General features: G+C 46.4%; 14 protein-coding genes. 1 reads left to right on the forward strand and 13 read right to left on the reverse strand.

From position 1 onward, the window contains the following. Nucleotides 1-50: 50 nt before the first annotated feature. From ACO6V5_RS20445 to ACO6V5_RS20470, 6 genes are all read right to left on the reverse strand, one after another. The gene (locus ACO6V5_RS20445; RefSeq protein WP_422409859.1) at nt 51-1,751 is read right to left on the reverse strand and encodes an F-box/WD repeat-containing protein; all 1,701 of its coding nucleotides are present in this window, start codon (nt 1,749-1,751) and stop codon (nt 51-53) included. A gap of 161 nt (nt 1,752-1,912) precedes the next feature. Next, the gene (locus tag ACO6V5_RS20450) at nt 1,913-3,610 is read right to left on the reverse strand and encodes an F-box/WD repeat-containing protein (RefSeq protein WP_422442008.1); all 1,698 of its coding nucleotides are present in this window, start codon (nt 3,608-3,610) and stop codon (nt 1,913-1,915) included. 173 nt (nt 3,611-3,783) lie between these two features. Then, complete coding sequence (locus ACO6V5_RS20455; RefSeq protein ID WP_422413472.1) at nt 3,784-5,496, reverse strand: F-box/WD repeat-containing protein; 1,713 nt, start codon at nt 5,494-5,496, stop codon at nt 3,784-3,786. Between the two features lie 113 nt (nt 5,497-5,609). Then, on the reverse strand, nt 5,610-7,292 hold the full coding sequence (locus ACO6V5_RS20460) for an F-box/WD repeat-containing protein (protein ID WP_422413470.1): 1,683 nt from the start codon (nt 7,290-7,292) through the stop codon (nt 5,610-5,612). A 172-nt stretch (nt 7,293-7,464) separates the two neighbouring features. Continuing rightward, a complete protein-coding gene (locus ACO6V5_RS20465) occupies nt 7,465-9,174 on the reverse strand; it encodes an F-box protein (RefSeq protein WP_422413468.1) in 1,710 nt (569 codons plus the stop codon). A gap of 148 nt (nt 9,175-9,322) precedes the next feature. Next, nucleotides 9,323-10,990, reverse strand: coding sequence for an F-box/WD repeat-containing protein (locus ACO6V5_RS20470; RefSeq protein WP_422413466.1), 1,668 nt, complete (start codon nt 10,988-10,990; stop codon nt 9,323-9,325). 324 nt (nt 10,991-11,314) lie between these two features. Between ACO6V5_RS20470 and ACO6V5_RS20475 the strand changes: the two genes are divergently transcribed. Continuing rightward, nucleotides 11,315-11,761 carry a DUF6682 family protein gene (locus ACO6V5_RS20475; RefSeq protein ID WP_422413464.1) on the forward strand — a complete coding sequence of 149 codons (447 nt, stop codon included), beginning with the start codon at nt 11,315-11,317 and terminating at the stop codon, nt 11,759-11,761. Between the two features lie 117 nt (nt 11,762-11,878). Here the strand turns inward: ACO6V5_RS20475 and ACO6V5_RS20480 are convergent, their stop codons facing one another. From ACO6V5_RS20480 to ACO6V5_RS20510, 7 genes are all read right to left on the reverse strand, one after another. Further along, nucleotides 11,879-12,079, reverse strand: a complete 201-nt coding sequence (locus tag ACO6V5_RS20480; protein WP_422135927.1) for a hypothetical protein — start codon at nt 12,077-12,079, stop codon at nt 11,879-11,881. Nucleotides 12,080-12,156: 77 nt separating this feature from the next. Then, entirely contained in the window at nt 12,157-13,866 is a 1,710-nt protein-coding gene (locus ACO6V5_RS20485) for an F-box protein (protein WP_422442007.1), read from the reverse strand. 145 nt (nt 13,867-14,011) lie between these two features. After that, complete coding sequence (locus ACO6V5_RS20490) at nt 14,012-15,670, reverse strand: F-box/WD repeat-containing protein (protein ID WP_422135925.1); 1,659 nt, start codon at nt 15,668-15,670, stop codon at nt 14,012-14,014. A gap of 149 nt (nt 15,671-15,819) precedes the next feature. Continuing rightward, nucleotides 15,820-16,179, reverse strand: a complete 360-nt coding sequence (locus ACO6V5_RS20495) for a hypothetical protein (protein WP_422135924.1) — start codon at nt 16,177-16,179, stop codon at nt 15,820-15,822. Then, nucleotides 16,124-16,249, reverse strand: coding sequence for an F-box-like domain-containing protein (locus ACO6V5_RS20500; RefSeq protein ID WP_422135923.1), 126 nt, complete (start codon nt 16,247-16,249; stop codon nt 16,124-16,126). Before ACO6V5_RS20500 ends, ACO6V5_RS20495 begins: the two co-directional genes overlap by 56 nt. A gap of 514 nt (nt 16,250-16,763) precedes the next feature. Further along, entirely contained in the window at nt 16,764-18,143 is a 1,380-nt protein-coding gene (locus ACO6V5_RS20505) for a hypothetical protein (RefSeq protein ID WP_422414052.1), read from the reverse strand. A 124-nt stretch (nt 18,144-18,267) separates the two neighbouring features. Further along, the gene (locus tag ACO6V5_RS20510; RefSeq protein WP_422135921.1) at nt 18,268-18,894 is read right to left on the reverse strand and encodes an F-box protein; all 627 of its coding nucleotides are present in this window, start codon (nt 18,892-18,894) and stop codon (nt 18,268-18,270) included. Between the last annotated feature and the right edge of the window lie 102 nt (nt 18,895-18,996).

Here is an 18,996-nt window from a genome sequence, read left to right on the forward strand (position 1 = left end):
AACCAGGAAAAACAGAGCCCTGATCCGGGAAAATTTTTCAAGGTAATGGATCAAAAGAGGAGGCAACTAGCCTCAGACAAGAGGTGGGTTATGCTCATTCGATCATCATCGTCCTTCCGCAGCTCAGTGATTATCGCATTGTTATCAAGACCGAGGGTCATCACATATCGATCATCGGGACTGAATTTGGCTAAGGTGACTCCTCTCTCGTGTCGGATGGTGGCTTTTTCCAACCATGATCCATCGGCCTCCTGACCATAAATTTTCACCGTACGATCCGTACCGGTGGTTATTACATGACAACCATCTGCACTGAAGGTGGCTGAGATGACGCTGCTCTCATGGCTAATGTTGGCTTCTTCTCGCCATGATCCATTGGCTTGCAGGCCATGGATTTTTGCCGTGTTATCATTACTGGTGGTCGCCACATGGAGGCAATCGGCACTGAAGGTGGCTGAGCAGACTTCTTTCTTGTGGGTAATGCAGGCTTTTTCTTGCCATGATGAGTCGGCTCTCCGGCTATAGATTTTCGCCTTGTAATCCCAGCTGGAAGTTACCACATGGCAACTATCGGCGCTGAAGGTGGCTGAGATGGGTTCATAATCATGAGAAATCGTGGCCGCTTTTTTCCATGATCCATCGGCCTGCAGGTTAAAAATATTTATCTCGACACCTGTTCTGGTTAACAGGTGGCAGTTATCGGCGCTGATATCTTTAATTGCTTTCTGGGTGCCTTGAAGGGTGGCTTTTTCCACCCATGATCCAGCGGCCCCCTTGCCGTAGATTGTAACAACGGAATTTATATCACGGATCGCCAGAATACTCTCATCGACGCTGAACCTGGCCGAAATGACCGGACTGATATGGTAAATAATGTCCTTTAATTCCCAAGATCCATTATCCCCCTGACCAAAGAATTTCACCGTGTGATCTGGACCGAAAGTCATCAAACGTCGGCCATCAGCAGTGAAGGTGAATGATTCGACATTGAGAACATGGGGAATGCTGGCTGTCGCTTCCCAAGATCCATTGTCTGCCTGACTGTAGATAGTGACTGTCTTATCATAACCGGTGGCTAAAACATGACGGCCATCAGAGCTAAAGCAGGCCGACCTGACTGGACCATTATGGGTAATAGTATTTTTTTCTTCCCAGGTTCCACCATTCTCCTGGCCATAGATTTTCAACGTATGATCCACTCTGGCGACCAACACACGACGGCTGACGGCGCTGAAGGTGGCTGTGTTGGTACCTTTAGCAAGGGGAATTTTGGTTTTTTCTACAAGCTTGAATTTTTTACATTGAGACATCAGTTTACTGTTGGTGAAAAGGAGCTGAGCAGGAAAGTAAGTACTCTCTCGTTGTTTTAAAAGTGACTCGACAGTGTCCTCATCCGCAAACGGCGCCAACCAGTCGCGGAGTTGTTGCTCATCTTTTTTCGCTATCATGGCCTTTAGTTGATATTGGTGTTGTGAAGGAAAACGGCGAAACCATGCTCTTTGGAGTGCTTTATCGTACTCAACAAGACCGCAAAGATGCCTGCATACCTTTGCTAAACGGTTAATCTCGCGAAAACCCAAATAGCGAATAATCATCGACTTTGTTTCAAAGGGTAAACAGAGGAATGGCGATTGATTTTGGATGTACACACTGACCTCCCTGCCTGCACTGACAGCCTTTGGCGTTTCCTCAAGTTGAACTTGTCCATGTGTTGGCGAATCAATAACCGAATTGCTGTTAACAGGTCCCATGCCTGGCTCCTTCAAAACTCCAAAGTTGGTATTTATCCTTGTATGAAAAAGACATTCAAAATGGATTCGACTCGGTTTTATGCTGAAAGTTCAAAATATTGAGGTCAGTGAAACCAGGAAAAACAGAGCCCTGATCCGTGAAAGTTTTTCAAGGTCATGGTTCAAAAGAGGAGACAACCAGCCTCACGCAGGCGTTGGTTTACGCTCATTCGATCATCATCGTCCTTGCGCAGCTCAGTGATTCTCGCAATGCAATCAACACCGAGGGTCATCACATATCGACTATCGGGACTGAATTCGGCTAAGGTGATTAGTCTCTCGTGTCGGGTGGTGGCTTTTTCCAGCCATGACCCATCGGCCTCCTGGCCATAAATTTTCGCCGTACCATCCACACTGGTGGTTATTACATGACAACCATCTGCACTGAAGGTGGCTGAGGAGACGCTGCTCTTATGGCTAATGTTGGCTTCTTCTCGCCATGATCCATTGGCCTGCAGGCCATGGATTTTTGCCGTCTTATCAACACTGGTGGTCGCCACATGGAGGCAATCGGCACTGAAGGTGGCTGAGAAGAGTTCGTCATTGTGGGTAATGCAGGCTTTTTCCTGCCATGATGAATCGGCTCTCCGACTATAGATTTTCGCCTTGTAATCCCGACTGGCGCTGACCACGTGGCAGCTATCGGCGCTGAAGGTGGCTGAGATGGGTGCATAATCATGAGAAATTGTGGCCGCTTTTTTCCATGATCCATCGGCCTGCAGGTTAAAAATATTTATCTCGAAACCTGTTCTGGTTAACAGGTGGCAGTTATCGGCGCTGATATCTTTAATTGCTTCCTGGGTGCCTTGAAGGGTGGCTTTTTCCAGCCATGATCCAGCGGCCCCCTTGCCGTAGATTGTAACAACGGAATTTATATCGCGGATCGCCAGAAGACTCTCATCGGCACTGAACCTGGCCGAAATGACCGGACTGGTATGGTAAATAATGTCCTTTAATTCCCATGATCCATCGTCCCCCTGACCAAAGAATTTCACCGCGTGATCCGGGCCGAAAGTCATCAAACGTCGGCCATCAGCAATGAAGGTGAATGATCTGACATTGAGAACATGAGGAATGCTGGCTGTTGCTTCCCAGGATCCATTGTCCGCCTGACTGTAGATAGTGACTGTCTTATCATAACCGGCGGCTAAAACATGACGGCCATCAGAGCTAAAGCAGGCAAACATGACTGCACCATTGTGGGTAATAGTGTTTTTTTCTTCCCAGGTTCCACCATTCTCCTGGTCATAGATTTTCAACTTATGATCCACACTGGCGGCCACCACACGGCGGCCGAAGCCACTGAAGGTGTCTTTGCTGATGCCAGCATGGGGAATTTTGGCTTTTTCTACCAGCTTGAATTTTTTACATTGAGACATCAGTTTACTCCGGGTGAAAAGGAGCTGAGCAGGAAAGTAAGTACTTTCTCGTTGTTTTAAAAGTGACTCGACAGTGTCCTTATCTGCAAACGGCGCCAACCAGTCGCGAAGTTGTTGCTCATCTTTTTCCGTTATCATGGCCTTTAGTTGATATTGGTGTCGTGGAGGAAACCGGCGATACCAGGCTCTTTCCAGAGCTTTATCGTTTTCAACAAGATCGCGAAGATACCTGCATACCTTTGCCAAACGGGTAATCTCGCGAAAACCCAAACAGCGAATAATCACCGATTTGGTTTCGTAGGGTAAACAGAGGAATGGCGATTGATTTTGCATGTATACACTAACCTCCCTGCCTGCACTGACAACTGTTGATGCTTCCCCAAGTTGAGGTTGTCGAGGTGTCGGCAAGTCAATGCCCGAGTTGCTGTTAACAGGGCCCATTTCTGGCTCCTTCAAAACTACAATGTGAGTATTTATCTTTTTTGTATGAAAAAGACATTCAAAATGAATTCGACGACTTAGACTCAGTTTTAGGATGAAAGTTCACAATATTGAGGTCAGTGAAACCAGGAAAAACAGAGCCCTGATCCGGGAAAATTTTTCAAGGTAATGGATCAAAAGAGGAGGCAACTAGCCTCAGACAAGAGGTGGGTTATGCTCATTTGATCATCATCGTCCTTCCGCAGCTCAGTGATTCTTGCACTGTAATCATTACTGATGGTCACCACATATCGGTCATCGGGACTGAAGTCGGCTGAGAGGACTCCTCTCTCGTGTCGGATGGTGGCTTTTTCCAGCCACTTCCCTTCGGTCTGCAGACCAAAAACTCTCGCCGTACCATCTGCACTGGCGGTCACCACAAGACGACCATCGGCACTGAAGGTGGCTGAGAGGATTTTTTCCTTATGGGTAATGCTGGCTTGTTTTCGCCATGATCCATCGGCCTGCAGGCCACTGATTTTTGCCTTGTTATCTTTACTGATAGTCACCACATGAAGGCAATCGGCACTGAAGGTGGCTGAGATGACTTCGTACTTGTGGGTAATGCAGGCTTTTTCTTGCCATGATGAATCGGCTCTGCGGCTATAGATTTTCGCCTTATAATCCCAACTGGCGGTCACCACATGGCAGCTATCGGCGCTGAAGGTGGCTGTTTCGAGTATATAATCATGGGAAATCGTGACCGCTTTTTTCCATGATCCATCGGCCTGCAGGTTAAAGATACTTGCCTTGTAACCTGAATCTTTGGTTAACAGGTGACAGCTATCGGCGCTGATATCGGCAAGTGCGATATGGGTGCCTTGAAGGGTGGCTTTCTCCACCCATTTTCCAGCGGCCCCCTTGCCATAGGTTGTAACAACGAAATGTGTATCGTGGATCGCCAGAAGACTCTCATCGACGCTGAACCTGGCCGATTCGATCGGAGTGGTATGGTCAATGGTGTCCTCTAATTCCCATGATCCATTGTTTCCCTGGCCAAAGATTTTTACCGTGTGATCTGTACCGGCAGTCACCAAACGGCGACCATCAGCAGTGAAGGTGACTGATTTGGCAGTGGGAACATGGGGAATGGTGGCTTTTGCTTCCCAGGATCCATTGTCCGCCTGACTGTAGATAATGAATGTCTTATCACAACCGGTGGCTGACACATGATGGCCATCAGTGCTAAAGCTGGCCGACATGACTGAACCATCATGGGTAATAGTGTTTTTTTCTTCCCAGGTTCCACCATTCTCCTGGCCATAGATTTTCAACTTATGATCCACACTGGCGGTCATCACACGGCGGCTGTCGGCGCTGAAGGTGGCTGTGGTGACATAAGAAGCGTGGGTAATTTTGGCTTTTTCTGCCAGCTTGAATTTTTTACATTGAGACATCAGTTTACTGTTGGTGAAAAGGAGCTGAACAGGAAAGTAAGTACTTCCTCGTTGTTTGAAAAGTGACTCGACAGTGTCCTTATCCGCAAACGGTGCCAGCCAGTCACAGAGTTGTTGCTCATCTTTTCTCTTTATCGTGGTCTTTAGTTGATATTGGTGTTGAGAAGGAAACCGGCGAAACCAGGCTCTTTCCAGAGCTTTATCGTTTTCAACAAGATCACGAAGATGCCTGCATACCTTTGCTAAACGGGTAATCTCGCGAAAACCCAAACAGCGAATAATCATCGATTTTGTTTCGTAGGGTAAACAGAGGAATGGCGATTGATTTTGGTGATATACATTAACGTCTCTGCCTGCACAGACACCTGTTGCCGCTTCCTCCAGTCGAGGTCGCCTGGGTGCTGGCGGGAGTAAATCGTCACGGCCGGAATTGTTGTTCAAAGGGTTCATGTCTGGCTCCTCTTGTGTTCAAAAGTCATTACTTACCCCTGCCTGGAAAAGACATCTAAAGTTGATTTGATCTGTTAGAGTCATTTTCACGACGGAAGTTCAAAATATTGAGGTCAGTGGAAATAAGAAAAAGAAGCGCCCTGATCCGGGAAAAATAGCTCAGTGATTTTCGCTGCGTACTCGGTGACGGTTACCACATGTCGGCTATCGGCACTGAAGGTGGCCCATTGGACTGCACCTTCATCCTCGTGTTGGAGGGTGGCTTTTTCCAGCCATGATCCGTCGGCCTCCTGGCCACAAATTTTCGCTGTACCATCTGCACTGGCAGTGACCAAATGACAACCATCGGCACTGAAAGTGGCTGAGATGACACACTCCTTATGGATAATGCTGTCTTCTTCTTGCCATGATCCATCGGCCTGCAGGCCACTGATTTTTGCCGTGTTGTCATCACCGGCGGTCACCACATGGAGGCAATCGCTGCTGAAGTTGGCTGAGTTGATCCCTCCGTTGTGGGAAATGCAGGCTTTATGTTGCCATGATGCAGGGGCCTTCTGGCTATAGATTTCCGCCTTGCCATCCATACTGGCAGTGACCACATGACGGCAATCGGCGCTGAAGGTGGCTGAGCCGATCACGTCACTATGATGAATAGCCGTTATTTCTTGCCATGATCCATCAGCCTGCAGACCACAGATTCTCGCCGTGCAATCAAAACTGGCGGTTACCAGATGGCAGCTATCGGCGCTGAAGCTGGCTGAGCTGATTGCTTTCTTGTGTTGAAAAGTGGCTTTTTCCAACCATGATCCAGCGACCCCCTGGGCGTAGATTTTTACAACATAATCTTCATCGAAGATCACCAGATGATGGCCATTGGCGCTGAGCATGGCCGAACAGACCGGACTACTATGGTCAATAATGCCCTCCGGTTGCCATGATCCATCGCCCCCCTGACCAAAGATCTTCACCGTATGACCCAGACTGGCAGTCACTACACGGCGCCCATCAGCACTGAAGCTGGCTGAACTGACATGATCAATATGGTGAATAATGGCTTTTTCTTCCCATGATCCATCATCCTTCAGACCACAGATTTTCGCTGTGCCATCGTGACAGGCAGTGACCAGATAACGGCCATCGGGGCTGAAGCTGACTGACATGACCATACTACTATGGGTAATAGTGGCTTTTTCTTCCCATAATCTATTGGCCTCCAGGCGGTAGATTTTTGCTGTGTTATCAAAACTGGCGGTTGCCAGGAAGTGGCCATCGGGACTGAAAGTGGCTTCGGAGACAGGACCAGCATGAGTAATCCTGATTTTTTCCACTTGCTTGAATTTTTTACATAGAGACATCAATTTACTGTTGGTGAAAAGTAACTCAACAGGGAAATGAATATTCTTTCGGTGTTCAATGAGCGACTCGGTAGTGTCCTTATTAGCAAAAGGCGCCAACCAATCACGGAGTTGTTGCTCATCTTTTTTCGTTATCGTGGCTTTTAGTTGATATTGGTGTTGTGAAGGAAACCGGCGACCCCATGCTCTTTCCTGTGCTTTATCGTTTTCAACAAGATCGCGAAGATACCTGCATACCTTTGCCAAACGGGTAATCTCGCGAAAACCCAAATAGCGAATAATCATCGATTTTGTTTCGTAGGGTAAACGGAGCAATGGCGATTGGTTTTGGTTGTATACACTAATCTCCCTGCCTGCACTGACAACCGTTGGCACTTCCTCAAGGTAAGCTTGTCCATGTGTTGGCGAGTCAATACCCGAATTGCTGTTAACAGGTCCCATGCCCGACTCCTTCAAAACTTCAAGGTGGGTATTTATCCTTGTAGGAAAAAAACATTCAAAATGGATTCGACAGCTTAGACTCGGTTTTATGATGAAAGTTCACAATATTGGGGTCAGTGAAACCAGGAAAAAAACAGAGCCCTGATCCAGAAAAATTTTTCAAAGTCATGGATCAAAAGAGGAGACAACTAACCTCAGGCTGAGGTTGGGTCAGACCCATTGGATCATCATCGTCCTTGCATAGTTCAGTGATTTTTGCCGCGTAAGAAGTAACCGTCACCACAAGTCGGCTATCGGCGCTGAAAGCGGCTGATTTGACTGGACTTTCGTGTTGAATGGTAGCTTTTTCCAGCCATGACCCGTCAGCCTCCTGGCCACATATTTTCGCTGTACCATCCAGGCTGGTAGTTACCATATGACAGCCATCGGCACTGAAGGTAGCTGAGGTGATGCAGTTCTGATGGATAATGATGATGGCCTCTTCTTGCCATGATCCATCAGCCTGCAGGGTAATGATTTTTACCGTGTTATCCTTGCTGCCGGTCACCAGATGGCGGCAATCGGCACTGAAGTTGGCTGAGGTGATCTCTTCGGTGTGAGAAATGCAGGCTTTTTCTTGCCATGATGAATCGGCCGTCTTGCTAAGTATTTTCGCCTTGCCGCCCCGACTGGCGGTTACCAGATGGCAGCTATCGGCGCTGAAGTTGGCTGAGAAGCGCCAAAGATTATGATAAATCTTGGCTGCTTTTTTCCATGATCCATCGGTCTGTAGGCCACTGATTATTGCCGTTCTGTCACCACTGACGGTCACCACATGGAGGCTATCGGCGCTGAAGTTGGCGGATTTGATTTCGAAACTGTGCTGAATGCTGGCTTTTTCTACCCATGATCCGGCGGGCCCCTGAGCGTAGATTTTTACAGAGCAATCTTTACTGCAGAGCGCCAGATGATGGCCATTGCAGCTGATTACGGACGAAGAGACCGAACTACCACGTTCAATAGTACTCTCTAATGCCCAAGATCCATCGTCCCCCTGACTAAAGATTTTCGTCCTATGAGCATTGGCAGTCACCATACGGCGGTCATCAGCACTGAAAGTGACTGAATAGACCGGACCAATATGAGGAAGGATGGCTTTCTCTTTCCATGATCCATCATCCTCCTGGCCATATATTTTCGCCTGGCAATCCGAACTGACGGTCGCCAAATGACGACCATTGGGACTGAAGCTAGCTGAGTAGAAGTAACTACTGTGGGAAATGATGCCTTTTAGTTCCCATGATCCATCGGTCTTCTGGCCGAAGATTTTCGCCCTTTTATCCCCACCGGTGACCAGATGGCGACCATCGGCGCTGAAGGTGACTGAGTCAAAGTAGAAGGAATAAGTCATTTCGGCTTTTTCCACTAACTTGAATTTTTTACATTCAGACATCAGTTTACTGTTGCTGAAAAGTAACTGGACAGGAAAATAAGAACTCTTTCTGTGTTTTATGAGTGACTCGATAGTTTCTGAATTTGCAAACGTCTGCAACCAATCACGGAGCTGTTGCTCGTCTTTTGTCTTAATTGCGGCCTTTAGTTGATAAAGGTGTGGTGAAGGAAACCGGCGATCCCATGCTCTTTCCAGAGCTCTGTTTTGTTTAACAAAATCGCGAAAATATCGGCATACCTTTGCTAAACGGGTAATCTCTCGAAAATCCAGACAGCGAATAATCTTTAACTGTGTTAATTCGGGCAAAGCTAAAATCGGAGAGTTATTGTTGTGATATAAAGCAACGTCCCTACCTGCACTGACACCCGTTGATGCTTCCTCAAGCTGAGGTTGCAAAGGTCTTGGCGAAAGTGATTTGTGTATCTCTGAATTGCTGGTGATAGGGTTCATCCCTGATTGCTCCGTAGCTCCAAAATCAGTCTTTATCCTCGCCTGGAAAGGATATTTTAAATGGATTCTATCTGTTCGACTCAGTTTTATAGTGGTAGTTCAAAAAAGATTGAGGTCAGTGGAGCCAAGCAAAAATACGCTCATTCGATCATTGATCGTTCTTCAATAGTTCAGTAATTTTCGCTGTGTACTCGGTGACGGTTACCACATGTCGGCTATCGGCACTGAAAGTGGCCTGGTGGACTGCATCTTCATCCTCGTGTTGGAGGGTGGCTTTTTCCAGCCATGATCCGTCGGCCTGCTGGCCACAAATTTTCGCTGTGCGATCCAAACTGGCGGTTACCATATGACAACCATCGGCACTGAAGTCGGCTGAGAAGACACTCCCGCTATGGGTGATACAGGCTTCTTCCTGCCATGATCCATCGGCCTGCAGGCCATTGATTTTTGCCGTGTTGTCATTACTGGCGGTCGCCACTTGGAGGCAATCGGCGCTGAAGTTGGCTGAGTTGACTTCCCTGGTGTGAAAAATGCGGGCTTTTTCTTGCCATGATGAATCGACATTCTGGCTATAGATTTTTGCACTGCCATCCCAACTGGCGGTCACCACATGACGGCAATCGGCGCTGAAGTTGGCTGAGCAGATCACATCGCCATGATGGATCGCAGTTATTTCTTTCCATGATCCATCGGCCTGCAGGCCACAGATTCTTGCCGTGCAATCAAAACTGGAGGTTACCAGATAGCAGCTATCGGCGCTGAAGTCTGCTGAGGAGATTGCTTTCTTGTGTTGAATGGTGGCTTTTTCTACCCATGATCCAGCGACCCCCTGAGCGTAGATTTTTACAGCATAATCTGCATCGCAAATCACTAGATGATGGCCATTGGCGCTGAGCATGGCCGAACAGACCTGACTACTGTGGTCAATAATGCCCTCCGGTTGCCATGATCCATCGCTCCCCTGAGCAAAGATTTTCACCGTATGATCCAAACTGGCAGTCACCACGCGGCGCCCATCAGTACTGAAGCTGGCTGAACTGATCTGATCAATATGGGTAATAATGACTTTTTCTTCCCATGATCCATCATCCTGCTGACCAAAGATTTTCGCCGTGTGATCTTTACTGGCAGTCACCACATGACGGCCATCGAGACTGAAGCTGGCTGATGTGACCCAATTATTATGGGAGATGGTGCCTTTTGATTCCCATGATCCATGGGTCTCCAGGCCGAAGATTTTTGCTGTTCCATCATAACTGGCGGTTACCAGGTGACGGCCATCGGTGCTGAAGGTGGCGGTGCAGACATTGCTGGAATGGGCAATTTCGAGTTTTTCCACTGGGCTGAATAGTTTACATTGAGACATCAGTTTGCTGTTGATGAAAAGGAGCTGAACAGGAAAGTAAGTACTTTCTCGTTGTTTTAAAAGTGACTCGACAGTGTCCTTATCCACAAACGGCTTTAACCAGGCACGGAGTTGTTGCTCATTTTTTTTCGTTATCGTGGCCTTTAGTTGATCTTGGTGAGGTGAAGGAAACCGTTGATACCACCCTCTTTCCAGTGCTTTATCGGTTTCAACAAAATCGCGAAGGTACCTGCATACCCTTGCCAAACGGGTAATCTCGCGAAGACCCAAATAGCGAATAATCATCGATTTTGTTTCGTAGGGTAAACAAAGCAATGGCGATTGGTTTTGGTAATATACATTAATGTCTCTGCCGACACAGACACTCGTTGCTGTTTCCTCCAGTCTAGGTCGCTTGGGTTCTGGCGGGAGTAAATCGTCATGGCCGGAATTGTTGTTCAAAGGGTTCATGTCTGGCCCCTCCTGAGTTCAAAAGTCAGTACTTACCCGTGCCTTAAAAAGACATCTAAAGTTGATTTGATCTGTTAGAGTCGGTTTTGTAATGGAAGTTCAAAATATTGGGGTCAGTGAAACCAGGAAAAAAACAGAGCCCTGATCCGTGAAATTTTTTCAAGGTCATGGATCAAGCAAGTGAACAAAGACTTGTTCCCTTGCGACAAAGACGGAGCTCAGCTGGCCGTGGTGCAGAACCGCCCTGATACCTATTCGCAGGTGACTAATTTTAACTGTCAGGCCAAGGCAAGGCAGAGTGTACCCATTGAAGCCTAACGGTTAATGGATATCATCGACAACGAAAATACCGGCAGATCGGTCACTAAAACTACCCGTGAGTCACTGGATTCATTAATAGCCAACTGGTCTGTCACCACCGGAACGAATGTGGAACGGTTTATCTACGACGAGAAAAGCCCCGGCGTGTTTTACGTCTACCCAGTGCCAGCGGCCAATCACATCATCAATATTATGATCAACCGAACACCGGTTCCGGTCACCATTACCGACTTTGGAAACGATCCTACCGACATGGAACTGGATACCGTCTGGCTGAACCCGGTAATCAATTACTTGATGTTCCGTGCCTACATTTCGGACGGAGAAACGGAAGAAAATCTGATGCAGGCACAAAGCTATCTGAAAATGTTCGCTAATGACCCGCAACGGAAATGGAATGTGGACCTGATTTTCAGGCAGCAGCTTCAGGGGGATGTGGTTCAGGGTTAATGCTTTTTGTTTTCATGCTTGATCCAGATAATGACCGGTATGGCAATAATGACCACAAAAAGGGTCATGAGCAGATACATATCGCTGGGTGTCATAACTTTTCTCCCTTGGAGCGATCTAAGAACCCTCGCCCGATAGGGCGGGGAGTGTCAGAAAGCCAACATAAACAAAGAAAATAATCAGCGCAGCACCGAACAGTTCTATTTCCCAAAACAGGTCACTTTCTGATACCAAAGGACCCAGGATACACAGAGCTAAGGGCACCTTGACCAGATCAAACCACATCTTAGACAAACAATCACGCTGATTTTTATTCATTGATTTCACCTTTTCATTTCTTGAAAGGACATCATAGACTATGGAACTGGACTACCTGCCGCGCATACGCCCCTACATCAAAAGAGGAGACAACTAACCTCAGGCTGAGGTTGGGTCAGACCCATTGGATCATCATCGTCCTTGCATAGTTCAGTGATTTTTGCTGTGTAAAGAGTAACCGTCACCACAAGTCGGCTATCGGCGCTGAAAGCGGCTGACTTGACCTGACTTTCGTGTTGAATGGTGGCTTTTTCCTGCCATGACCCGTCGGCCTCCTGGCCACATATTTTCGCTGTACCATCCAGGCTGGTAGTTACCATATGACAGCCATCGGCACTGAAGGTAGCTGAGGTGACGCTGTTCTGATGGATAATGATGATGGCCTCTTCTTGCCATGATCCATCGGCCTGCAGGGTACTGATTTTTACCGTGTTATCCCTGCTGCTGGTCACCAGATGGCGGCAATCGGCACTGAAGTTGGCTTTGGTGATCTCTTCGGTGTGGGAAATGCAGGCTCTTTCTTGCCATGATGAATCGGCCGTCTTGCTATGGATTTTCGCCTTGCCGCCCCGACTGGCGGTCACCAGATGGCAGCTATCGGCGCTGAAGGTGGCTGAGACCCGATGATTATGATAAATCGTGGCTGCTGTTTTCCATAATCCATCGGCCTGCAGGTCACTGATTTTTGCCGTACTGTCCCTACTGACGGTCACCACATGGAGGCTATTGGCGCTGAAGTTGGCGGATTTGATTCCGGAACTGTGCTGAATGCTGGCTTTTTCTACCCATGATCCAGCGGGCCCCCGAGCATAGATTTTTACAGAGTAATCTTGACTGCAGAGCGCCAGATGATGGCCATTGGAGCTGATTACGGTCGAAGAGACCGTACTACCACGTTCAATAGTACTCTCTAATGCCCATGATCCATCGTCCCCCTGAATAAAGATTTTCGTCCTGTAAGCACTGGCAGTCACCACACGGCGGCCATCAGCACTGAAGGTGGCTGAATAGGCCGGACCAATATGGGAAAGGATGGCTTTCTCTTTCCATGATCCATCATCCTCCTGACCATATATTTTCGCCTGGCCATCCCAACCGGCGGTCACCAAATGACGACCATTGGGACTGAAGCGGGCTGAGTAGAGGTAATCACTGTGGGAAATGATGCCTTTTGGTTCCCATGATCCATCGGTCTTCTGGCCGAAGATTTTCGCCCTTTTATCCCCACCGACGGTGACCAGATGGCAACCATCGGCGCTGAAGGTGGTTGTTTTGACATAGAAGGAATGAGTAATTTTGGCTTTTTCCACTAACTTGAATTTTTTACATTCAGACATCAGTTTACTGTTGCTGAAAAGTAACTGAACAGGAAAATAAGAACTCTTTCTTTGTTTAATGAGTGACTCGATAGTTTCTGAATTTGCAAACGTCTGCAACCAATCACGGAGCTGTTGCTCGTCTTTTGTCTTAATTGCGGCCTTTAGTTGATAAAGATGTGGTGAAGGAAACCGGCGATCCCATGCACTTTCCAGAGCTCTGTTTTGTTTAACAAAATCGCGAAAATATCGGCATACCTTGGCTAAACGGGTAATCTCTCGAAAATCCAGGCATCGAATAATCTTTAACTGTGTTAATTCGGGCAAAGCTAAAATCGGAGAGTTATTGTTGTGATATAGAGTAACGTCCCTACCTGCACTGACACCCGTTGGTGCTTCCTCCAGTTGATGCTGCACAGGTGTTGGCGGGAGTGATTCGTGTATCCCGGAATGGCTGTTAATTGGGTTCATCCCTCATTACTCCGTAGCTCCAAAGTCGGTCTTTATTCTCGCCTGGAAAGGTTATTTAAAAAGCATTCAATCTGTTGGAGTCGCTTTTATAGTGGAAGTTCAAAAAAGATTGAGGTCAGTGGAACTAATACCCATCATTCGATCATCAATTCTTCTTCCGAAGTTCAGTGATTCTTACCTTTTTATAATCACCCAGGGTCATCACATTCCGGCTATCGGGGCTGAAACTGGCTGCGGTGAGTTCTGTCCCTTTTTGAATGACGGCTTTTTGCAGCCATGACTCACTAATCTCCAGACCATAAATTTTCACTACACCATCGATACTGGCGGTCAACACATGGCAAGCATCGGCACTGAAGGTGGCTGAGACGACCTCATCCTGATGGACAATGCGGGCTTTTAGTGCCCATGATCCATCGGCCTGCAGGCTGCTGATTTTCGCTATAGCATCACTGATGGTCACCACATGCTGGCAATCGGCACTGAAGCTCGCTGAGATGACCTCCTCAGAGTGTTCAACGCGGGCTTTTTCTCCCCATGATCCAGCGTTCTGGCTATGGATTTTCACCATACCACCTTTATAGACGGTCAACACATGGCGGCAGTCGGCGCTGAAGTTGGCTGATTTGATCAACTCATCATGTTTTATCGTGTCCATTTCTTTCCACGATCCATCAGCCTGCAGGTTAAAGATTATTGCCGCGTGATTACTATAAGTGCTGAGGACCAGATGGCAGCTATCGGCGCTGAAGTTGGCCTGGAAAGCATTGGCCTCTGGTTGAATAATGGATGTTACTACCCATAATCCCTCGGCCAGCTGGCCATGAATTTCTACAACATTATCCATAATATGAAGAATTGCCATGTGACGGCCATCGGGGCTGAGCTTGGGCGAATAGATTTGATTTCCATGACAAAACTCCTTTACTTCCCATGATCCATTGTCCCTCCGAGCAATGATTTTCACCGTGTTATAGGAACTGTGGGTCACCACACGGCGGCTATCAGCACTGAAAGTGGCTGAATTGAGGTAATTCTTATGGGAAATGCAGGCCTTTTCTTCCCAGGATCCGTTGTCCTCCAGACCATAGATTTTCGCTGTGCCATCCTGACAGACAGAGACCAGATAGTGGCCATCGGGGCTGAAGCTGGCTGACAAGACCAAACGATCATGGGTAATGGTGGCTTTTTCTTGCCATGATCCATTGGCCTCCCAGCAGTAGATTTTCGCTGTGTGATCGCTACTGGCGGTTACCAGATGCCGGCCATCGGGGCTGAAACTGGCTTCATTGACTCCAGCACCATGGGTAATTTCGAGCGTTTCCACTAACTCAAATTCTCTGCACAGAGACATTAATTGACTGTTGGTGAAAAGTAACTGAACAGGGAAATGAATATTCTTTCGGTGTTCAATGAGCGACTCGACAGTGCCCTTATTAGCAAAAGGCGCCAACCAATCACGGAGCTGTTGCTCATCTTTTGTCTTAATGGCAGCCTTTAGTTGATCTAGATGTGGTGAAGGAAACCGGCGATTCCATGCTCTTCCCAAAGCGTTATTTTGTTTAACAAGATTTCGAAAATATCGGCATACTTTTGCTAAACGGGTAATCTCTCGCAAACCCAAACAGCGGATAATCTTTAACTGTATTAATTCCGGCAAATCTAAAAGCGGAGAGTTAGTGTTGTAATAAGGCGTAACGTCCCTACCGGTACAGACAACCGTTGCAGCTTCCTTCAGTCGATTTCGCTTGGGTGTTGGCGGGAGTGGTTCCTGTATCCCGGAATGGCTGTTAATTGGGATCATCCCTGATTGCTCCTTAGCTCCAAAGTCAGTCTTTCTCCACAGTTAAAAGCGACATTTAAAATGGATTTAATCCGTTGGACTCGGTTCTACAATGAAAGTTCAAAACATTGCAGTCACTTGGACTAAGCAAAAATACGCTCATTCGATCATCAATCTTTCTTCCATAGTTCAGTGATTCTCAGCGGGCATTCATGACTGATGGCCACCACATTTCGGCTATCGGCGCTGAAGCTGGCTTTGGTGAATCGTATTCTGTTGCGAACGGCTGTTTTTTGCAGCCATGATCCATTGGCCTGCTGGCCAAGAATTCTCACCATACCATCGTCACTGGTGGTCACCAGATGGCAAGCGTCGGGACTGAAGGCAGTTGAGAGGATCTTATTCTGATGGACGATGTTGGCTTTCGGTTGCCATGAGCCATCGGTTTGCAGGCTATGGATTTTCGCTGTGGCATCAGCACCGATGGTCAACCAATGCTGGCAATCGGCACGGCGGTGTTTGTCTAACAAGATCGTGAAAATATCGGCATACCTTTGCTAAACGGGTAATCTCTCGAAAACCCAAATAGCGAATAATCAACGATTTTGTTTCGTAGGGTAAACGGAGGAATGGCGATTGGTTATAGACATTGACGTCCCTGCTTGCACAGACGCCCGTTGCGCCTTCCTCCAGTGAGCTCCCCTGGGTGGTGGCGGGAGTGAACCCTCATTGTTGTAATTGTTGTTCAGAGGGTTCACGCCTGACTCATTCAAAACCCCAAAGTTAGCAAAATCGCCGTAAACCCTTGCCTGACAGAGGGTGTCGCAAAAGGGTATGGTCAGCAGGATATATCAAGATCGTCGTTCCCGCGCAGGCGGGAACCCACCACGAGCAGTGGATCTCCGCCTTCGCGGAGATGACGGTTTGAAGCTTGAAGCGTTTTAATTGACCTTTTGCGACACCCTCGACAGGGCTGGGAGTGTCACAGTGAAATCTTTACCGCAGAGCGCCAATAGATCAAAGAGCTGATTTCACGAATTTGGAAAGAAAATTTCGGGGCCGATCCGTTAAAATCTGATCAAAACAACCAGGTAGAGGTCTCCTGCTTGAATGCTTAATGCCACCAAGTGAAATCATGTCCATGAGAATAATACTTGAGTAATTGCATTCCAACGAGACTGTGTGCTTCTCTGTAATATGGGTCTGGATTAGCACATTTACCATCTGGCTTTTCATGGAGGTCTATAACGCTGACTCTCTTTGAAGCGCCCCTATAAAAAACGTCTTTAGAATGATCTGCTACAAAAAAACAACTATTATCACCTTTCCAGGAAACTCCTTTGTCAATGCGTAATAGATAATTGAATTTAGATGAAATATGTGCAATCTGATTTGATAGATGTTTAAAATTAGATTCTGCTTCACCACTTAAAATATAGTCAAATAGATTTTTCGCTTTGTCTGAAGACCATGTTACTGTTCTACCTGTATTATGGTAAGGAAAGTCAGAGAAAAACGACCTGTGTCTGGTTAAAATCGATTTATCATCATCAAATAATTTATCTGCATCGCAATCTTTTATACCGTAGAGTGGCAGGGTCTCTGACAATGTTGGTTGAGTAAACATGCCATGGCTAGCTATTATATAAGGTGGTTTCGATAGCCATTGATTATCAATGTCTGAATAAAACAAAAAATTGGTTCCGAGTTTTTCAAAACGATTAGCCAGATTAATTTTGTTTTCAGATTTAGCCTTATCTATACAAAAGTTTATAGTCTTGGTAATGTGTTGAGATACAACAATTCTGATGCAATCCATAAACATGAAACCCATATATGCAGTATGCCAATCTAATTCCTTGGGAAATTTTAACTGCAGGTCTGTTTCAAGAGAGATACATAAGATATTATCATGATCTTTGAAACTGGCTTTCATCTCATTGATTTGGGATTCTTTAAGCGCCTTGTCAGAAAATACTATAAACAGTGGGATATCATTTTTACTGAGTTCGGTTCCTTCTTTCAATATTCTTTGGACATAATTCAATCCGTTTAATCTTTCAGGATTATTTTTGCCATCAAATATGGTGGTGCCATGCAGCGCTGCCCATGTATGAAATACTGGACATGGAGGACATACCTTCAAATCCATAGCAGTAGCTTTCTCTAATGTATCTATGCCTGAAAACTTTAAACTATCAGCGATATTTCTCCAGGATAATTCATCGATTGAATCAAAATAAGTTCGGTCGAGAGTGAAGACGATGTTTTTCGCAAGGTGGACGTAGAAATCATCATTGTCTTTTTCGTTCATAACCGGAGAAATGCATCTTGATGAAAGATCCTTAGTCCCAAAATAATTTCCTGTGTGTTCTACTGCGCAAGGAAGATACTTTATATCATCCTTTTTTACAGATGGACTCTCTTGCTCCATTTTGGACTGCGTTAGAATATGTGCCCCTGGCGGTACAATTGGTTTTACTACTTGATACATGCCCTTTTCCCTTTTCCCTTTTCCCTTATTAGGCTGTTAAGAATCTAAAATGCTCACATTAGCAAAACATAGCCCTAAAGATCTTTCTAGTACCAAATAATTGCTAACAAATGTGTAATAATGGCTAACAAAAAATTTCCGAGAAATGTACGCAGGGTGTATTTGTGTGAAGAACAGATCGCTTGAGCTCGTTGGCAGTCAACACACCGAGGCCATCGACGCTGAAGGTGGCTGTGCTTAAATTGAAGGAATGAGTAATTTTGGCTTTTTCCACTAACTTGAATTTTTTACATTCAGACATCAGTTTACTGTTGCTGAAAAGTAACTGAACAGGAAAATAAGAACTCTTTCTTTGTTTAATGAGTGACTCGATAGTTTCTGAATTTGCAAACGTCTGCAACCAATCACGGAGCTGTTGCTCGTCTTTTGTCTTAATTGCGGCCTTTAGTTGATAAAGATGTGGTGAAGGAAACCGGCGATCCCATGCACTTTCCAGAGCTCTGTTTTGTTTAACAAAATCGCGAAAATATCGGCATACCTTGGCTAAACGGGTAATCTCTCGAAAATCCAGGCATCGAATAATCTTTAACTGTGTTAATTCGGGCAAAGCTAAAATCGGAGAGTTATTGTTGTGATATAGAGTAACGTCCCTACCTGCACTGACACCCGTTGGTGCTTCCTCCAGTTGATGCTGCACAGGTGTTGGCGGGAGTGATTCGTGTATCCCGGAATGGCTGTTAATTGGGTTCATCCCTCATTACTCCGTAGCTCCAAAGTCGGTCTTTATTCTCGCCTGGAAAGGTTATTTAAAAAGCATTCAATCTGTTGGAGTCGCTTTTATAGTGGAAGTTCA

This window comes from Endozoicomonas sp. ALD068, assembly GCF_049310145.1.
Classification (GTDB): Bacteria; Pseudomonadota; Gammaproteobacteria; order Pseudomonadales; family Endozoicomonadaceae; genus Endozoicomonas_A.

Coding starts and splice junctions, on each gene's coding strand:
- ACO6V5_RS20445 (WP_422409859.1), bottom strand. CDS start 1,751: ATGGGACCTGTTAACAGCAATTCGGTTATTGATTCGCCAACACATGGA.
- ACO6V5_RS20450 (WP_422442008.1), bottom strand. CDS start 3,610: ATGGGCCCTGTTAACAGCAACTCGGGCATTGACTTGCCGACACCTCGA.
- ACO6V5_RS20455 (WP_422413472.1), bottom strand. CDS start 5,496: ATGAACCCTTTGAACAACAATTCCGGCCGTGACGATTTACTCCCGCCA.
- ACO6V5_RS20460 (WP_422413470.1), bottom strand. CDS start 7,292: ATGGGACCTGTTAACAGCAATTCGGGTATTGACTCGCCAACACATGGA.
- ACO6V5_RS20465 (WP_422413468.1), bottom strand. CDS start 9,174: ATGAACCCTATCACCAGCAATTCAGAGATACACAAATCACTTTCGCCA.
- ACO6V5_RS20470 (WP_422413466.1), bottom strand. CDS start 10,990: ATGAACCCTTTGAACAACAATTCCGGCCATGACGATTTACTCCCGCCA.
- ACO6V5_RS20475 (WP_422413464.1), top strand. CDS start 11,315: ATGGATATCATCGACAACGAAAATACCGGCAGATCGGTCACTAAAACT.
- ACO6V5_RS20480 (WP_422135927.1), bottom strand. CDS start 12,079: ATGAATAAAAATCAGCGTGATTGTTTGTCTAAGATGTGGTTTGATCTG.
- ACO6V5_RS20485 (WP_422442007.1), bottom strand. CDS start 13,866: ATGAACCCAATTAACAGCCATTCCGGGATACACGAATCACTCCCGCCA.
- ACO6V5_RS20490 (WP_422135925.1), bottom strand. CDS start 15,670: ATGATCCCAATTAACAGCCATTCCGGGATACAGGAACCACTCCCGCCA.
- ACO6V5_RS20505 (WP_422414052.1), bottom strand. CDS start 18,143: ATGTATCAAGTAGTAAAACCAATTGTACCGCCAGGGGCACATATTCTA.
- ACO6V5_RS20510 (WP_422135921.1), bottom strand. CDS start 18,894: ATGAACCCAATTAACAGCCATTCCGGGATACACGAATCACTCCCGCCA.